This is a genomic window from Mesorhizobium sp. M2A.F.Ca.ET.046.03.2.1, from assembly GCF_003952425.1.
Classification (GTDB): Bacteria; Pseudomonadota; Alphaproteobacteria; order Rhizobiales; family Rhizobiaceae; genus Mesorhizobium.
Genome location: NZ_CP034449.1, coordinates 5,491,090 through 5,506,691 on the forward strand (window position 1 = coordinate 5,491,090; position 15,602 = coordinate 5,506,691).

General features: G+C 63.5%; 16 protein-coding genes. 10 read left to right on the forward strand and 6 right to left on the reverse strand.

Features of this window, described 5'->3' with window-relative positions:
* Positions 1–48 precede the first annotated feature (48 nt).
* Positions 49–825: a VOC family protein gene (locus EJ072_RS26110; protein ID WP_126081943.1), complete on the reverse strand. Its 777-nt coding sequence runs from the start codon at positions 823–825 to the stop codon at positions 49–51.
* A gap of 174 nt (positions 826–999) precedes the next feature.
* Between EJ072_RS26110 and EJ072_RS26115 the strand changes: the two genes are divergently transcribed.
* From EJ072_RS26115 to EJ072_RS26135, 5 genes are all read left to right on the forward strand, one after another.
* A complete protein-coding gene (locus EJ072_RS26115) occupies positions 1,000–1,734 on the forward strand; it encodes a gamma-glutamylcyclotransferase (protein ID WP_126081944.1) in 735 nt (244 codons plus the stop codon).
* Positions 1,735–1,848: 114 nt separating this feature from the next.
* Positions 1,849–3,213 (forward strand): NAD(P)-dependent oxidoreductase, encoded by a 1,365-nt coding sequence (locus EJ072_RS26120; protein WP_126081945.1) that lies wholly within the window; start codon positions 1,849–1,851, stop codon positions 3,211–3,213.
* Positions 3,214–3,215: 2 nt separating this feature from the next.
* Entirely contained in the window at positions 3,216–4,529 is a 1,314-nt protein-coding gene (gene preA / locus EJ072_RS26125) for an NAD-dependent dihydropyrimidine dehydrogenase subunit PreA (protein ID WP_126081946.1), read from the forward strand.
* A gap of 338 nt (positions 4,530–4,867) precedes the next feature.
* Positions 4,868–5,386, forward strand: coding sequence for an Rrf2 family transcriptional regulator (locus EJ072_RS26130; protein ID WP_126081947.1), 519 nt, complete (start codon positions 4,868–4,870; stop codon positions 5,384–5,386).
* Between the two features lie 36 nt (positions 5,387–5,422).
* Positions 5,423–5,881 (forward strand): carboxymuconolactone decarboxylase family protein, encoded by a 459-nt coding sequence (locus EJ072_RS26135; protein WP_126081948.1) that lies wholly within the window; start codon positions 5,423–5,425, stop codon positions 5,879–5,881.
* Between the two features lie 36 nt (positions 5,882–5,917).
* On the opposite strand, the gene EJ072_RS26140 is transcribed toward EJ072_RS26135, so the two are convergent.
* Both EJ072_RS26140 and EJ072_RS26145 read right to left on the reverse strand, forming a co-directional pair.
* Entirely contained in the window at positions 5,918–6,640 is a 723-nt protein-coding gene (locus EJ072_RS26140; RefSeq protein WP_126081949.1) for an SDR family oxidoreductase, read from the reverse strand.
* On the reverse strand, positions 6,637–7,482 hold the full coding sequence (locus EJ072_RS26145; RefSeq protein WP_126081950.1) for an SDR family oxidoreductase: 846 nt from the start codon (positions 7,480–7,482) through the stop codon (positions 6,637–6,639). The genes EJ072_RS26140 and EJ072_RS26145 overlap by 4 nt, the downstream gene beginning before the upstream one ends.
* A 103-nt stretch (positions 7,483–7,585) precedes the next feature.
* Here EJ072_RS26145 and EJ072_RS26150 point away from each other — a divergent pair, with 103 nt between their 5' ends.
* Positions 7,586–8,458, forward strand: coding sequence for a helix-turn-helix transcriptional regulator (locus tag EJ072_RS26150; RefSeq protein WP_126081951.1), 873 nt, complete (start codon positions 7,586–7,588; stop codon positions 8,456–8,458).
* A gap of 310 nt (positions 8,459–8,768) precedes the next feature.
* Here the strand turns inward: EJ072_RS26150 and EJ072_RS26155 are convergent, their stop codons facing one another.
* Positions 8,769–9,398: a TetR family transcriptional regulator C-terminal domain-containing protein gene (locus EJ072_RS26155; RefSeq protein WP_126083753.1), complete on the reverse strand. Its 630-nt coding sequence runs from the start codon at positions 9,396–9,398 to the stop codon at positions 8,769–8,771.
* Between the two features lie 235 nt (positions 9,399–9,633).
* Here EJ072_RS26155 and EJ072_RS26160 point away from each other — a divergent pair, with 235 nt between their 5' ends.
* Positions 9,634–10,962, forward strand: coding sequence for an aspartate aminotransferase family protein (locus EJ072_RS26160; RefSeq protein ID WP_126081952.1), 1,329 nt, complete (start codon positions 9,634–9,636; stop codon positions 10,960–10,962).
* Between the two features lie 98 nt (positions 10,963–11,060).
* Here the strand turns inward: EJ072_RS26160 and EJ072_RS26165 are convergent, their stop codons facing one another.
* Positions 11,061–11,699 (reverse strand): TetR/AcrR family transcriptional regulator, encoded by a 639-nt coding sequence (locus EJ072_RS26165; protein WP_126081953.1) that lies wholly within the window; start codon positions 11,697–11,699, stop codon positions 11,061–11,063.
* A 121-nt stretch (positions 11,700–11,820) separates the two neighbouring features.
* Between EJ072_RS26165 and EJ072_RS26170 the strand changes: the two genes are divergently transcribed.
* From EJ072_RS26170 to EJ072_RS26180, 3 genes are all read left to right on the forward strand, one after another.
* Entirely contained in the window at positions 11,821–13,071 is a 1,251-nt protein-coding gene (locus tag EJ072_RS26170) for a Zn-dependent hydrolase (protein ID WP_126081954.1), read from the forward strand.
* Positions 13,072–13,238: 167 nt separating this feature from the next.
* A complete protein-coding gene (hydA, locus tag EJ072_RS26175) occupies positions 13,239–14,690 on the forward strand; it encodes a dihydropyrimidinase (RefSeq protein WP_126081955.1) in 1,452 nt (483 codons plus the stop codon).
* Positions 14,691–14,692: 2 nt separating this feature from the next.
* Positions 14,693–15,070 (forward strand): hypothetical protein, encoded by a 378-nt coding sequence (locus EJ072_RS26180; RefSeq protein WP_126081956.1) that lies wholly within the window; start codon positions 14,693–14,695, stop codon positions 15,068–15,070.
* 23 nt (positions 15,071–15,093) lie between these two features.
* Here EJ072_RS26180 and EJ072_RS26185 read toward each other — a convergent pair whose 3' ends face one another.
* On the reverse strand, positions 15,094–15,504 hold the full coding sequence (locus tag EJ072_RS26185) for a cupin domain-containing protein (protein ID WP_176479989.1): 411 nt from the start codon (positions 15,502–15,504) through the stop codon (positions 15,094–15,096).
* Positions 15,505–15,602 lie beyond the last annotated feature (98 nt).

The window sequence follows — 15,602 nt, forward strand, 5'->3', positions numbered from 1 at the left end:
AGAGTGGGAGCGCCTTATGCGATTGGCCGCTCCGAGGGAGAGAGAATTCTACCTCACCGGTGCCAGCAAGGCGAAATGCGCGCCTTGCGGGTCCTGGCACTGGATGATCCATTGACCGCTCGGCACATCCATCGGCCCCATGATGACCTTGCCGCCATTGTCGGTGACGCGCTTGACGGCGGCGTCGATGGCGTCGACGTTGAAATAGAACTGCCAGACGGGGACCGGGATCTGCGGCGGCTTGTTCATCATGCCGCCGCCGGATTCCGGACCGGCGCCGAAGGTTTTGTAGATGCCCATCTCGCCCATGTCGAACTCGCCGGCGCTCGTCCAACCGAACTGGGTGGAATAGAAATTGAAGGCGGCTTTCCAGTCCGAGGTGTAGAGCTCATGCCAGCCGACATGACCGAGCGTGGTTGCCGGCACCGGCGGCTGGTCAGGCTGATTGGGCTGCAGGAACATGAAGGCCGCACCCTGCGGGTCGGCGACGACCGCGAACCGGCCGACGCCCGGAATACCGTCGGGCGCTCGGTGCACGGCGCCGCCGGCGTCCTTGAGCGCCTGGGTGGAGGCGTCAACATCCTTGGTGTAGATGTAGCCCAGCCAGGTTGGCGGCATGCCCCTCTTGGCGGGTTCTTCCGGCATGGTCATCAATCCGCCGACGCCGCGCTCGGCGGAATTCACCACGATGTAGCGGGGCATGCCGGGGGCGTTGTCGAAGGGCTCGGCCTTCCAGCCGACAACGGCGGTGTAGAAGGCCTCGGCGGCGTCGAGGTCGGTGGTCATCAGTTCGTACCAGAAGAAAGGTTGCGGGGATTTCGGCATGGTCGGTCTCCTCACCGGTTCAGGCAGCGATCGCGGTTCGATCCATCCTAGGACGATCCTGGCGACAGAAATCCGACATGGGCCGAAAATCCCGGTCGGCAAGGCGCTTTGCTCCTGATCTTGCATAGCCCACTCTTTTCGACTTTGCTGCCGGCAAAGAGGGGTTTGCCTTCCATGCGCCAGATGTCGCTCACGCCCGAGCTTGTGGCTCTTTGCCATCGCGAGGAGATCGATCCCGGTCCGAGCGGGGAGTGGACGCAGCTCAGCGACGACGATTTCGGCGCGCTCGCCACGCGTCTTGCCGACGAAGCCGATGAGGGACCGCTTTGGGTGTTCGCCTATGGCTCGCTGATCTGGAAACCGGCCTTCGAGTCGGTCGAGCAGCAGCGCGCCTCGGCGCATGGCTGGCATCGCTCCTTCTGCCTGGATCTCGTGCGCTGGAGAGGCAGCGCTGAGCAGCCCGGACTGATGATGGCGCTTGAACGCGGCGGACGTTGCGACGGCGTCATCTACCGCCTGCCGGACGACGACAAGACCGCCCAGATCGAGAGGCTGCTGCGACGCGAGATCGACGACCACGAGAGCGTCGCCTCCGTCAGATGGGTTCCGGTGCGGACGGCGCAAGGTCGGGTGCGGGCGCTGGGCTTCTGGGTCGGTGTGACGGGCAGGGGGACGTCGCTCGGGCAGCCGCTGGAGAAGGTGGCTTGGGTGCTGGCGCGCGCGTGCGGCCATGTCGGCTCGGGTGCTGAATATCTCTACAACACCGTCAGCCATCTTGAGACCTTCGGCATCCATGACCGCAATCTGCGGCGGCTGCAGGAATTGGTGGCGGACGAGATCCGGTCGATCCATGGCCACCGGGTCACAAATCATGACGCGGCAGAGATCAATGAGGCGGCTATAACATGATTTAATTTGTCATGTTTTTACTCAACCTTTTCAGGGGTTTGGCCGAAAATTGACCAATTGATAAAAAAATAAAACGTGCTAGCCTTCCCCAAAACGACAACAAGGGGAACTGGAATGGCGACTGGTCATTTCATCGAGGGCATTGCCGGCGGCCGGCTGTCTTCCGAGCAATATGCCGACAATTTTTCCGACCTGCACCCGCCGCTCGATCACCACGAAGCGCTGGTCGAATCCGACCGCTGCTATTTCTGCTACGACGCGCCCTGCATGAATGCATGCCCGACGTCGATCGACATCCCGCTGTTCATTCGCCAGATCGCGACCGGCAATCCGCTGGGCTCGGCCAAGACGATCTTCGACCAGAATATCCTTGGCGGCATGTGCGCCCGCGTCTGCCCGACCGAGACGCTGTGCGAAGAGGTCTGCGTGCGCGAAGTGGCCGAAGGCAAGCCGGTGCAGATCGGCCGGCTGCAGCGTTACGCCACCGATGTCGCGATGAGCGAGGGCAAGCAGTTCTACAAGCGCGCCGAGCCGACCGGGAAAAGCATCGCCGTGGTCGGCGCCGGTCCGGCCGGGCTGGCGGCGGCGCATCGCCTTGCCCGCCATGGCCATGAGGTGACGATCCTGGAGGCACGGCTGAAGTCCGGCGGCCTCAATGAATATGGCATTGCCGCCTATAAGAGCGTCGACGATTTCGCCCAGGCTGAGGTCGACTATGTCACCGCGATCGGCGGCATCGACATCCAGAACGGCAAGGCGCTCGGCCGCGACTTCCAACTGGCCGACCTGATGCGCAACTATGATGCGGTGTTCCTCGGCATGGGGCTCGGCGGCGTCAATGCGCTGCGCGCCGAGGGCGAAGACGCCGACGGCGTCACCAACGCGGTCGAGTTCATCGCCGAACTGCGCCAGGCGAGCGACCTCTCCAGCCTGCCGGTCGGCCGGCGCGTGGTCGTCATCGGCGGCGGCATGACGGCGGTCGATGCCGCGGTGCAGTCGAAGCTGCTCGGCGCCGAAGAGGTGACGATCTGCTACCGGCGCGGCCAGGAGCATATGAACGCTTCGGAGTTCGAGCAGGATCTGGCCGCCGCCAACGGCGTCACCATCCGCCACTGGCTGAAGCCCAAGCGCGTCATTGGCGAGAACGGCAAGGTCTCGGCCATCGAGCTCGAATACACCGCTATGAGCGGCGACAAGCTTGTCGGCACCGGTGAGCGGCTCACGCTCGTCGCCGACCAGGTGTTCAAGGCGATCGGCCAGAGTTTTGTGCCGGCGCATCTCAACGGCAGCGCAGAGGCGATCGAGCTCGAAGGCGGCCGCATCAAGGTCGACGCCGAAGGACGCACGTCGCTGGCAAAGGTCTGGGCGGGCGGCGATTGCATCTTCGGCGGCGACGATTTGACCGTATCGGCGGTGGCGCAAGGGCGCGACGCGGCCGAGAGCATCCACCGGGCACTGACCTCTAACGGGAGGGCATGAGCATGGCAGACATCCGCAACAACTTCATCGGCATCAAGTCGCCAAATCCGTTCTGGCTGGCGTCTGCGCCGCCCACCGACAAGGCCTACAATGTCGAGCGCGCCTTCAAGGCCGGCTGGGGCGGCGTGGTGTGGAAGACGCTCGGCGAAGAGGGGCCGCCGGTCGTCAATGTCAACGGTCCGCGCTATGGCGCGATCTGGGGCGCCGACCGCCGGCTGCTTGGCTTGAACAACATCGAGTTGATCACCGACCGCGACCTGCAGACCAACCTGCGCGAGATGAAGCAGGTGAAGATAAACTGGCCGGACCGGGCGCTCATCGCCTCGATCATGGTGCCTTGCGTGGAGGAAAGCTGGAAAGCGATCCTGCCCTTGGTCGAGGAGACCGGCGCCGACGGCATCGAGCTCAATTTCGGCTGCCCGCACGGCATGAGCGAGCGCGGCATGGGCTCGGCGGTCGGCCAGGTGCCGGAATATATCGAGATGGTGGTGCGCTGGTGCAAGCAGTACACGCGCATGCCCGTCATCACCAAGCTGACGCCCAACATCACCGACATCCGTAAGCCGGCGAGAGCCGCGCATGCCGGCGGCACCGACGCCGTGTCGCTGATCAATACGATCAACTCGATCACCGGCGTCGATCTCGACTCCTTTGCGCCACAGCCGACCATCGACGGCAAGGGCTCGCATGGCGGCTATTGCGGCCCGGCGGTGAAGCCGATCGCCATGAATATGGTGGCCGAGATCGCGCGCGATCCCGAAACCCGCGGCCTGCCGATCTCGGGCATCGGCGGCATCACCACCTGGCGCGACGCCGCCGAGTTCATGGCGCTCGGCGCCGGCAATGTGCAGGTCTGCACGGCGGCGATGACCTACGGCTTCAAGATCGTGCAGGAGATGATCGCCGGCCTGGAAAACTGGATGGACGAGAAGGGCCACGCCTCGCTCTCCGATATCATCGGCCGCGCCACGCCCAACGTCACCGACTGGCAGTATCTCAACCTCAACTATGTCGCCAAGGCGCATATCGACCAGGACGCCTGCATCAAATGCGGCCGCTGCCACATCGCCTGCGAGGACACCTCGCACCAGGCGATCACCAACATGGTGGATGGTGTGAGGCATTTCGAGGTTATCGAGGCTGAATGCGTCGGCTGCAATCTGTGCGTCAATGTCTGCCCGGTCGAAGGCTGCATCACCATGGAGCCGCTGGCTGCCGGCGTCGTGGATCAACGCACTGGCAAGCCGGTGTCGCCGATCTACGCCAACTGGACGACGCATCCGAACAATCCGATGGCCAAGGTAGCGGCGGAATAAGCTCGGGTTCCTCGCGCCACGACAGTGGGGAGAGGTGGCCCGGCGAAGCCGGGACGGAGAGGGCCCTTCGCGGCGGCTGGACCGCCGACGGCCTTGATTGCCTTTTTTCCCTGCGCCTCGTCCTTGACCGGTTTCTGGCTTCGCAGAGGGTGGTCCCCCTCTCCGTCCTGGCTTCGCCGGGCCACCTCTCCCCCGCTTTGCGGGGTGCGAGGAACCCAGGTCCTGCGAAGCGCCGTTCTCTCACATTGCCTTGATGAATGGCAGAGCAATTTGCATTTTCCTATTGCAGATAAAAATTATCCACGATAAGTTATATCCACGAATTGGAGATCGGCACGATGAAACTGGGCGATGGCGTTGAGGCGGCCATCCACTGCGCGGCGACGCTGGCCAGTGTGGACGGCAACAGCACCATGCCGGGCGCGGCGCTGGCGGAGTGTTTCGGGCTGTCGCCGAGCTATCTGTTGAAGCATCTCAACCAGCTCACGGCGGCGCGCATCCTTGAATCGGTGCCGGGGCCGGCGGGCGGCTACAGGCTGGCGCGGGCGGCGGAACGTATCACGCTGCTCGATATCGTGCTGGCGGTCGAGGGCAGGGAGCCTGCCTTCCGCTGCGGCGAAATCCGCCAGCGCGGCCCGGTCAAGATCGACGCCTCGGCCTATGTGAAGCCCTGCGGCATCAACGCCGCGATGCTCAGGGCCGAGCGCGCCTATCGGGCGGCGCTTGCCGACGTAAAGCTGTCCGATCTCGTGGCGGAGTACGCGGCCGAAGGCGACCCGCGCTCCTATGCCGCGAGCTGCGCCTTCGTCGAGCGCCACCAGCGGCCGCAGAAATCCGCTTCATCCAAGCAGACTTAAACCCCTAACCCACCCAAAAAACTGGAAGGAAAGACGATGAAACAGAGATTGCAGTTCTTTGCCAAGGCCCCCGAGATCATGAAGGCGGTGTCGGCGCTCAACAAGGCCGTCGACGAATGCGGGCTGGAAGTGAGCCTGTTGCACCTGGTCAAGCTCCGCGCTTCGCAGATCAATGGCTGCTCATACTGCGTCGAGATGCACAGCCGCGAGGCGAGGCGCGACGGCGAGACCGAAACCCGGCTCTATCTCGTCGCCGCCTGGAAGGAATCGCCGCTGTTTTCCGAGCGCGAGCGTGCCGCTCTCGCATGGACCGAGGCCGTGACGCTGATCGCCGACAATGGCGTGTCGGACGAGCTCTACGCCAGCACGCTCGAGCATTTCTCGGAAGAGGAACTGGTCAAGCTCTCGGTCGCACTAGGCATGATCAACACGTGGAACCGGTTGTGCATTCCCTTCCACGCCATCCATCCGATGCCGGCTGCCAAGGCTGCCTGATCCTAGGGCGCGCGGATGGGAGTCCGCGCGCATCCTCTAGGCCGCGAACCTCAAGCCGCCGTCGCAGGTCAGCACCTGGCCGGTCATGAAGCCGTTGGAGACCAGGAAGGCAATCGCCTCGGCGACATCCTCGGCGCGGCCGATGCGGCCGACCGGCGTCTTGCCGGCATATTCGGCAAACACCGCTTGCCGCTGATCGTCCGGCAGAAAGTCCCACCATGGGGTGTCGATGACGCCGGGGGCCACGACGTTGACGCGCAGCGGCTTCAGCTCGACAGCGAGGATCGGCGCGACGGTCAAGAGCATGCCGTTGATGGCGCCGATGCCGGCGACGCCCGGCGCCGCGATCTGCGCCGAGACAGCCGAGATGAAGGTGACCGATCCGGTCTTGTTCAGCGTCGGCAGGGCTGCCTGCAGACAGGACAATTGCGGCCGGATCTTTTCGTCGACGCCGCTGCCGATATCGGCGAGGTCGAGCGTCGCGAACGGTCCCAGCCCCTTGCCGCCGCTCGCGGCGAGAACCAGGTGATCGAACGGCCCTAGGTCTTTGAAAAACCGCTGCACCTCATCAGGATTGCCGGCATCGAACGCAGCCTTGTCGGCTGAGCCGCCCAGGCTCTTCCACGCAGCCTTGAGTTTTTCCTCATTGCGGCCGGTGATCGTGACTTTCATGGCGGGGCTGACCAGCTTTTTGGCCGTCGCGAGGCCGATGCCGGATGAGCCGCCTATGATGACGCAATGTTCGATGGTCTCGCTCATGGGTGTTGTTCCTTGGATGTTGCAGAAGATTGTCCGGTCAATTCTAGGCTCAGCGCCCGCAGCCGGCGGCGCGCCTTTTCGTCATAAGCCTGCGCATCGGCGCGCGATTCCCGCTGGCCGTCGAAATAGCGACCGCTGCGCCCTTCGAGCGCCGGCGACGTCGCGAGGTTGAGGATGGCGTCGGCGCCGGTTTCGACCGAGCTCCATGGCGTGACGCCCGCCTGCCGGACCATAGTCGTGTCCATGTAGCTTGCCGGATGTAAGGCGTTGACGGTGATGCCGGTGCCCTCGAGCTGCTGAGCCAGATCGACGGTGAACAGGATCTGCGCCAGCTTGCTCTGGCAGTAGGCGCGCACGCCGCTATAGCCATGCGTCAGCATGACGTCGTCGAAATCGATCGCCTGCTGGCCGGCCGAGGCGACATTGACGATGCGCGCCGGCGCGCTTGCCTTGAGAAGCGGCAAGAGCTCGGACGTCAGCAGGAAGCCGGCGAGATAGTTGACGGCGAAGCGCAGCTCGTAGCCGTCGGCGCTGACCTGCCGCTTGGCGCCTTGGCCGCCGGTGCCGACACCGGCATTGTTGATCAGGATGTCCAGCCTGTCGGTCCTTGCGCGCACGGCTTCGGCGAGGCGGCGTACTTCGGCAAGCGAAGCGAGGTCGGCGGCGAGGAATTCCGCCTTGCCGCCCTTGACCTCGATCGCGGCGACCGTCGCCTTGCCGCGACCTGTGTCGCGGCCATGCACCAGCACGCGGGCTCCGGCGGCGCCGAGCCTTTCGGCGACCACACGGCCGACGCCGTCGGTCGAGCCGGTGACGAGAATGGTTTTGTCCTTGAGTTCCATGTCCAGAGCCTCCTTGCGCTGCTCTGAACGGAAAGATGGGACACCGCGCGCATCCCAAACAGTTCAAACTTTATCCTGGTATCAGTACTGCTATAATACGCGCATGGATGCCGTCGCTCATTCCCCCGAAGATCACCGCCGGCGCGAGCTCGGCGCCTTCCTGCGTTCGCGGCGCGAACGGCTTTCGCCTGATGCCGCCGGCATCGCTTGCGGCGCGCGGCGGCGCACGCCGGGCTTAAGGCGCGAGGAAGTGGCGATGATCGCCGGCGTCGGCACGACCTGGTACACCTGGCTGGAGCAGGGCAGGGACGTGCGGCCCTCGGTCGAGGTGCTGTCGGCGCTTTGCCAGGCGCTGCGGCTCGACGGCGCCGAGCAGCGCCATCTGTTCACGCTCGCCGGGCGCCAGCAGCCGGAGCGGCGGCGCATCGTGCAGAGCAAGGTCGAAGGACCCTTGCTGCACATGCTGCAGAGCCTGGTGCTGCAGCCCGCCTATGTCGTCGGCCCGCGCTGGGACGTGCTGGCCTGGAATGACGCGGCGGTCGCCATTTTCGGCGATTACGGCCAGCTGGAGGGCGATGCCCGCAACATCCTCCACGGCGTCTTCACCGATCCGCACCGGCGGCACCTTTTGGTGGACTGGGAGCAGCTGGCGCGCGCGACCCTTGCCGCGTTCCGCGCCGAGAGCGCGAAATACACCGGCGATCCGGATTTCGAGCGGCTGATCGCGCTGATGATGCGCTCAAGTCCGGAGTTCCGCGAATGGTGGCCGCAGCGCGATGTCGTGCACAGGCTTTCCGGCCTGAAGCACCTGCGGCATCCGATCGCCGGCGCGATGACGTTCGAGCATATGAGCCTCTCGATCGACGACGGTTCGGATATGAGGCTGATCGTCTATACGCCGCTTGCCGAGCAGAACTCGGTAGCGAAGTTGCGGAAGCTGCTCGAGGAGCTTCCGACCGAGCGGCGCAGCGCGTGAGGTCGATTGCTGGAAGGCGGAGCCGTCCGAGAAAGGCAGCGGCAAGCCCATCACTTCGTCATCCACGGGCGGAGCAAGGAGCGTAGCGACGCAGCGCAGACCCGAGGATCCATTCCGTGACTTCAATGCGCTTCTGCGGTGCAGAATTCTGCTCCGCTGCGCCCTTCGATCAAGATAACGGAATGGATCCTCGGGTCTCCGCGTCCGCTTCGCCCGTGGATGACGAAGTGACGACGCCTCGCCAGTCTCCAAGGTCGGCAACAAGCAGATGACGGAGACGGGTCGCACCCGCTAAGCCATCTTGTCGACGCTAGCCCTTCGGCTTCAACCCATCCAGGAACAGCTGCTCCAGAAACCGCGCCGCGTCCTCGAAGCGGCCGTCGCCGCCGCGATCGGCGCCGAGCACGGCGCGGACCTGGACATCGAAATCGGCATAATGCTGCGTCGTCGCCCAGATCGAGAAGATCAGGTGCCAGGGATCGGTGCGGGCGATTTTTCCGGCGCGCATCCAGCCTTTGATGACGGCGGCTTTCTCGTCGACCAGCGTCTTCAACTCGCCCTCCAGCATCGGCTTGATGCGTGGCGCACCCTGCAGGATCTCGTTGGCGAAGAGCCGGCTTTCACGCGGGAAGTCGCGTGCCATCTCCAGCTTCCTGCGGATATAGCTCCTGAGTTCCGTCAGCGGGTCGCCGATGTCGTCCAGCTCGCGCAGCGGCGCCAGCCAGGTGTCGAGCAAGCGCTGCATCAATGTCCCGTGAATGTCTTCCTTGCGGCGAAAGTAATAGAGAAGGTTGGGCTTCGACATTCCGGCGGCTTCAGCGATCTGGTCGATGGTCGAGCCGCGAAAACCGTTGGCGGAGAAGACTTCGAGCGCCGCTTCCAGGATCAGCTCGCGCTTTTCCTGCTGGATGCGGGTGCGGCGGGGAGCGGAGCCTTCCATCGTGTCCGTCATCCTTGCAATCCGCCGCGGCGCCCATCTGGACCAATTCTCTGGACCAGTTTTTCCTTGGGCTGTGGAGCGCGCTTTTTATGCCGCATTTCCGCTAGTAATCCCTTGACCGCCGACAGGCGGCGCTAACGTTTGTCCAACCGGTCAAAAATTTGCGTAGCATGAAAACGCAGCAAAGACCAAGCGTTGGCCGCACCGAAACAGGTTACAAGGGGAAGTCCTGGTCATGTCCAACCGGCTGAAAGTCACGCCGAACGATCTCAGCGCATTCTGGATGCCGTTCACGGCAAACCGGCAGTTCAAGCAGGCGCCGCGCATGTTCGTGTCCGCCAAGGACATGCATTACACCACCAGCGACGGCCGCAAGGTGCTCGACGGCACCGCTGGCCTGTGGTGCGTGAACGCCGGCCACTGCCGGCCGAAGATCACCGAGGCGATCCAGCACCAGGCGGCCGAGCTCGACTATGCGCCGGCTTTCCAGATGGGCCATCCCATCGTGTTCGAGCTGGCGAACCGGCTCGTCGATATCGCGCCGAAGGGCATGGACCATGTCTTCTTCACCAATTCGGGTTCGGAATCGGTCGAGACCGCGCTGAAGATAGCGATCGCCTATCACCGTGTCAGGGGCGAGGGCTCGCGCACCCGTCTGATCGGCCGCGAGCGCGGCTATCACGGCGTCAATTTCGGCGGCATCTCGGTGGGCGGCATCGTCTCCAACCGCAAGATGTTCGGCACGCTGCTCGGCGGCGTCGACCATCTGCCGCACACGCACCTGCCGGAGAAGAACGCCTTCTCGAAGGGCGTGCCGGAGCATGGCGCGGAGCTCGCGAACGATCTCGAGCGGCTGATCGCGCTGCATGACGCCTCGACCATCGCGGCCGTCATCGTCGAGCCGGTCGCCGGGTCCACCGGCGTCATCCTGCCGCCGAAGGGCTATCTGCAGAAGCTTCGGGAAATCTGCACGAAGCACGGCATATTGTTGATTTTCGATGAAGTGATCACCGGTTTCGGCCGCCTCGGCGCGCCGTTCGCGGCCGACTATTTCGGCGTCACGCCGGATATCATGACGACAGCCAAGGGCGTTTCCAACGGCGTCATCCCGATGGGCGCGGTGTTCGTCAAGAAGGAGATCCACGACGCCTTCATGACCGGCCCGGAACATATGATCGAGTTCTTCCACGGCTATACCTATTCGGGCAATCCGATCGCGTGCGCCGCGGCGCTCGGCACGTTGGACACCTACAAGGAAGAGGGCCTTTTGACCCGCGGCGAGGAACTGGCTCCTTACTGGGAAGACGCGCTGCATTCGCTCAAGGGCGAACCGCATGTCATCGACATCCGCAACATCGGCCTGATCGGCGCGATCGAGCTGGCGCCGATCGCCGGCAACCCGACCAAGCGGGCGTTCTCGGCTTTCGTCAAGGCCTTCGAGCGCGGCGCGTTGATCCGCACCACCGGCGACATCATCGCGCTGTCGCCGCCGCTGATCATCACCAAGGGCCAGATCAACGAACTGATCGACCATGTCCGCGATGTGCTGAGGTCGATCGACTAAGAAGCCGGCGCGGACATCCTTCCCGTCAAGGGGAGGGTGTCCGTGAAGCGGGCTGGGCGAGGTCGGCTAAGAAGCGCCGACCTCGATGGTCGTGTAGTTCAGGCTGGCTGCGCGCCGATGCCGGTCAGGATCACCCGCTTGATGTTTTCCTTGGCTTCCCGCCATTGCCGGTCGGAGAGCGGCTTGCCGCCGTTCAGCGTCTCGATCTGGTGGCCAAAATCGGCGTAATGCTGGGTCGTGGCCCACAGCATGTAGAGGAGATGGCGCGGGTCGACCGGGTCCATCTTGCCCTCCTCGATCCAGCGCTTGATGATCGCTACGCGGCCGTCGGTCCATTCGCGCAAAGTCGATTCCATATAGTCCTGAAGCACCGGCGCGCCGTGCATCACTTCCGAGGCCCAGACCTTCGAGCCATCGGGATGGCGGCGCGATATTTCCATCTTGGCGTCGATATAGGCGCTGATGCCCTCTATCGGCCCGCGCGCCGCATCGAAGCAGTTGGCGGCCTGCAGCCAGATCTCGAAAATGTTCTGAACGACGGACCGGTAGAGTTCTTCTTTGGTGGCGAAATAATAGTGGAGATTTGCCTTTGGCAGCCCGGCCAGATCGGCGATCAGCTGCATCGTGGCGCCGCCGAACCCGGCTTCCGCGAACACCTTTTCGGCGGCGAGCAGAATGGCCTTTTCATTCTCCCGCCTTATGTCCTGGCGCCGCATCGGACGGGTGGATTCGGTCATGTCTCCCCCAAGATTCTCGTTGACCGCTTGGTCAGCTTGTGTAGTCTGAAAGCTGACCATACGGTCAGGATGCAAACCACTCAAGGGGCGACAAGACCCCTGGTGAAAATGGGAACCGCAAATGGCCGCACCCGGCGAAAATCTGCGAATCAATTCAGACCGCTTGTGGGACTCCCTGATGGAGATGGCGAAGATTGGCCCCGGCATCGCCGGCGGCAACAATCGCCAGACGCTCACCGATTCCGACAAGGAGGGCCGCGCGCTTTTCAAGTCCTGGTGCGATGCGGCCGGGCTCTCGATGGGTGTCGACCAGATGGGCACCATGTTCATGACGCGCGCCGGCACCGATCCGGACGCGCTGCCGGTCTATGTCGGTTCCCACCTCGATACCCAGCCCACCGGCGGCAAATATGACGGTGTGCTCGGCGTGCTCTCGGGCCTAGAGGTTGTGCGTTCGCTCAACGATCTCGGCATCAAGACGAAGCATCCGATCGTCGTCACCAACTGGACCAATGAGGAGGGCGCGCGTTTCGCCCCGGCCATGCTTGCCTCCGGCGTGTTCGCCGGCGTGCATACACAGGACTACGCCTATGCCCGCAAGGATCTCGACGGCCTGACCTTCGGCGACGAGCTGAAGCGGATCGGCTGGGTCGGCGACGAGAAGGTCGGCGCGCGCAAGATGCACGCCTATTTCGAGTATCACATCGAGCAGGGACCGATCCTGGAGGCGCAGAACAAGCAGATCGGCGTGGTGACGCATTGCCAAGGCCTGTGGTGGCTGGAATTCACGCTGACCGGCAAGGAGGCGCATACCGGCTCGACGCCGATGAACATGCGCGTCAATGCCGGCCTTGCCATGGCCCGTATCCTGGAGATGGTGCAGACGGTGGCCATTGAGAACCAGCCGGGCGCCGTCGGCGGGGTCGGACAGGTCAAGTTTACACCCAATTCGCGCAACGTTTTGCCGGGCACCGTCGTCTTCACCGTCGACATCCGCTCGCCGGACCAGGCAAAGCTCGACGGCATGCGCGCCCGCATCGAGAAGGAAGCGCCGAAAATCTGTGAGGCGCTCGGGGTCAAATGCTCGGTCGAGGCAGTCGGCCATTTCGATCCGATAACCTTCGATCCGACGCTGGTCGGCCGCGTGCGCACCGCCGCCGAAAAGCTGGGCTACAGCCACATGAACATCATCTCGGGCGCCGGACACGACGCCTGCTGGGCGGCCAAGGTCGCGCCAGCGACCATGGTCATGTGTCCCTGCGTAGGCGGTCTCAGCCACAACGAGGCCGAGGAAATCTCCAAGGAATGGGCTGCGGCTGGAGCCGACGTGCTGTTCCATGCGGTGGTCGAAACGGCGGGAATCGTCGAATGACCGACTAGAGCATTCCACCGTTTCACGGAAACGGTGGAATGCTCTAGTGTCTTTGTTTTAACGCAATTTCGGACGGAAAACCGCTTCACACTTTTCCTGAAATTGCTTCGGACCAATCACCTCGCAACGCCGCTCGCAAAGAAGCGCGAAAGAACAGGGGAACAGATATGACCAAAGTCATCCGAAACGGCACCATCGTGACGGCCGACCGCACGTGGAAGGCCGACGTGCTGATGCAGCACGGCAAGATCGTCGCCATCGGCTCCAACCTGCATGGCGATCATGAGTTCGACGCCACCGGCTGCTATGTCATGCCGGGCGGCATCGATCCGCATACCCATCTCGAAATGCCGTTCATGGGCACCTATTCGGCCGACGATTTCGAATCCGGCACGCGCGCGGCACTGTCCGGGGGCACGACAATGGTGGTCGATTTCTGCCTGCCGGCGCCGCAGCAGTCGCTGCTTGAGGCGCTGCAGATGTGGGACAACAAGACCTCGAAGGCGGCCTGCGACTATTCCTTCCACATGGCGATCACCTGGTGGGGCAAGCAGGTGTTCGACGAGATGGCGACGGTGGTCGACAGGGGCATCACCTCGTTCAAGCACTTCATGGCCTACAAAGGCGCGCTGATGGTCGATGACGACGAGATGTATGCGTCGTTCCAGCGCTGCGCCGACCTCGGCGCGCTGCCGCTCGTCCATGCCGAGAATGGCGATGTGGTCGCGGCACTGTCGCAAAAGCTTTTAGCCGCCGGCAACAACGGGCCTGAGGGGCATGCCTATTCGCGTCCGCCGGAGGTGGAAGGCGAGGCGACAAATCGGGCCATCATGATTGCCGACATGGCCGGCGTGCCGCTCTATGTCGTGCATGTCTCCTGCGAGCAGAGTCACGAGGCCATCCGCCGCGCCCGGCAGAAAGGAATGCGCGTTTATGGCGAGCCGCTGATCCAGCATCTGACACTCGACGAGACCGAATATTATAACAAGGACTGGGACCATGCGGCGCGCCGGGTGATGAGCCCGCCCTTCCGCAGCAAGTGGCACCAGGATTCGCTGTGGGCGGGCCTGCAGGCCGGCTCGCTGCAGGTGGTTGCGACCGACCACTGCTCCTTTACCACCAAGCAGAAACGCAACGGCATCGGCGACTTCACAAAAATCCCGAACGGCACCGGCGGCCTCGAGGACCGCCTGCCAGTGCTGTGGACGGCCGGCGTCAATACCGGCCGCCTGACAATGAACGAGTTCGTCGCGGTGACCTCGACCAACATCGCCAAGATCCTCAACATGTATCCGAAGAAGGGCGCGATCGTCGAAGGCGCCGACGCCGACATCATCGTGTGGGACCCGAAGCGCAAGAAGACGATCTCGGCCAAGAAGCAGCAGTCGGTGATCGACTACAATGTCTTCGAAGGTTTTGAGGTGACCGGCCTGCCGCGCTTCGTCTTTTCACGCGGCGAGCTTTCGATCGAGGAGGCGGACGTCAAGGCCAAGGTTGGCCATGGCGAGTTCGTCGCGCGTGAGCCGAACGCCGCGGTCAACCGGGCGCTGTCGACCTGGAAGGAGATTTCCGCGCCACGCAAGGTGGAGCGTACCGGCATTCCGGCCACGGGGGTCTGACCATGCGGGCTCTTCATCTCGTGCTGACGGCGACAGCAATGCTGGCCGCTGGCCATGCATCGGCCGCCAGCATCGATCTCTCAAAACCTTATGGCGACAAATATGGCTGCATCAACAAAAACGGCCAAGAGGTCGCCGCCGACAAGATGCTGCTCTTGACCGACAAGGAACTGATCACGGCGGCAAGCGCCTGCACCTTCAGCGACAAGCAGCCCCAGGCCGACGGATCGCTGGTGGTGACGGCAAAATGCGAGGTGGAGGGCGAAGAGGGGCAGGCGCCGACCAAGTTCACCATCAAGCGCAGTGCGAAGAACGCGAAGAAGCTGGTGGTGGCCGATGAAGAGGGCAATGTGATGGGCGAAGTCTCCCGGTGCAAATAACGACGAGAGGTTTTTCCTCCATCTCAGGCAACCAGCCCATCCAGTTCCGGCAGCAGAACGACGCTTTCCTGTTCGTTGGGATCGGTGCGGGCGATGACCGCCGAGGACGGCGCCCCGCTCAGATTGGCGGGCAGATGCGGCACGCCGGCCGGAATGTAGAAGAGATCGCCGGCCTTGACGACGATGTGGTGCTCGAGCCGGTCGCCGTACCAGGTGTGGACCTCGCCCGAAAGCACGTAAATGGCCGTCTCGTGGCTTTCATGCATATGCGCCTTGGCGCGGGCGCCGGGCGGCATGGTGAGAAGATGCATGCAGATGCCGGAGGAGCCGACGGTCTCGGCGGCGATGCCGGCGAAATAGCTCAGCCCCTGCTTGCCCTGATAGGTGCTTTCGGGGCGAACGAGATGACAGGTGGGTTTAGGCGACATCGGCAAGCCTCCGGGCAGCGTCGATCGGGTGGGACAGGACGAGTGGAAAGCAACGCTATCATAAAATCAACCGGATTGCGGACGGCGCGGCAGCGGCTGCGAAA

Excerpts from the sequence above, each read along its gene's own strand:
- EJ072_RS26110 (WP_126081943.1), bottom strand. The coding sequence starts at position 825 with ATGCCGAAATCCCCGCAACCTTTCTTCTGGTACGAACTGATGACCACC.
- EJ072_RS26115 (WP_126081944.1), top strand. The coding sequence starts at position 1,000 with ATGCGCCAGATGTCGCTCACGCCCGAGCTTGTGGCTCTTTGCCATCGC.
- EJ072_RS26120 (WP_126081945.1), top strand. The coding sequence starts at position 1,849 with ATGGCGACTGGTCATTTCATCGAGGGCATTGCCGGCGGCCGGCTGTCT.
- preA (WP_126081946.1), top strand. The coding sequence starts at position 3,216 with ATGGCAGACATCCGCAACAACTTCATCGGCATCAAGTCGCCAAATCCG.
- EJ072_RS26130 (WP_126081947.1), top strand. The coding sequence starts at position 4,868 with ATGAAACTGGGCGATGGCGTTGAGGCGGCCATCCACTGCGCGGCGACG.
- EJ072_RS26135 (WP_126081948.1), top strand. The coding sequence starts at position 5,423 with ATGAAACAGAGATTGCAGTTCTTTGCCAAGGCCCCCGAGATCATGAAG.
- EJ072_RS26140 (WP_126081949.1), bottom strand. The coding sequence starts at position 6,640 with ATGAGCGAGACCATCGAACATTGCGTCATCATAGGCGGCTCATCCGGC.
- EJ072_RS26145 (WP_126081950.1), bottom strand. The coding sequence starts at position 7,482 with ATGGAACTCAAGGACAAAACCATTCTCGTCACCGGCTCGACCGACGGC.
- EJ072_RS26150 (WP_126081951.1), top strand. The coding sequence starts at position 7,586 with ATGGATGCCGTCGCTCATTCCCCCGAAGATCACCGCCGGCGCGAGCTC.
- EJ072_RS26155 (WP_126083753.1), bottom strand. The coding sequence starts at position 9,398 with ATGGAAGGCTCCGCTCCCCGCCGCACCCGCATCCAGCAGGAAAAGCGC.
- EJ072_RS26160 (WP_126081952.1), top strand. The coding sequence starts at position 9,634 with ATGTCCAACCGGCTGAAAGTCACGCCGAACGATCTCAGCGCATTCTGG.
- EJ072_RS26165 (WP_126081953.1), bottom strand. The coding sequence starts at position 11,699 with ATGACCGAATCCACCCGTCCGATGCGGCGCCAGGACATAAGGCGGGAG.
- EJ072_RS26170 (WP_126081954.1), top strand. The coding sequence starts at position 11,821 with ATGGCCGCACCCGGCGAAAATCTGCGAATCAATTCAGACCGCTTGTGG.
- hydA (WP_126081955.1), top strand. The coding sequence starts at position 13,239 with ATGACCAAAGTCATCCGAAACGGCACCATCGTGACGGCCGACCGCACG.
- EJ072_RS26180 (WP_126081956.1), top strand. The coding sequence starts at position 14,693 with ATGCGGGCTCTTCATCTCGTGCTGACGGCGACAGCAATGCTGGCCGCT.